Annotated in this window: 1 protein-coding gene; it reads right to left on the bottom strand. The window is 41.3% G+C overall.

Annotation, left to right across the window (positions count from 1 at the left end; genetic code table 11):
- Positions 1 to 106: 106 nt before the first annotated feature.
- The gene (locus tag V6255_RS19390; RefSeq protein WP_425355948.1) at positions 107 to 229 is read right to left on the bottom strand and encodes a GntR family transcriptional regulator; all 123 of its coding nucleotides are present in this window, start codon (positions 227 to 229) and stop codon (positions 107 to 109) included.
- Between the last annotated feature and the right edge of the window lie 6 nt (positions 230 to 235).

Raw genomic sequence — 235 nt, forward strand, 5'->3', positions numbered from 1 at the left:
GCAATGGCTCTAACATAATGCGGCTATCTAACTCTTCTCGTGACTCTTGCTCACTAGGTTGATTATCCTGTGCTCCTTTATTGGGGGCAATCGTTACAATACGTTCCTATGCTAAACGTTGTAATACTTTACGAATACTAGTGCGACTTCTACCAAAAGCCTCTGACAACTTATCTTCAGGCAATCTAGCGCCTGGGGGCAATTCATGTTCAACAATCGACTTTAATATCTTTTT

Origin of the sequence: Psychromonas arctica (assembly GCF_038155225.1) — a bacterium.
Taxonomy (GTDB): domain Bacteria; phylum Pseudomonadota; class Gammaproteobacteria; order Enterobacterales; family Psychromonadaceae; genus Psychromonas; species Psychromonas arctica_B.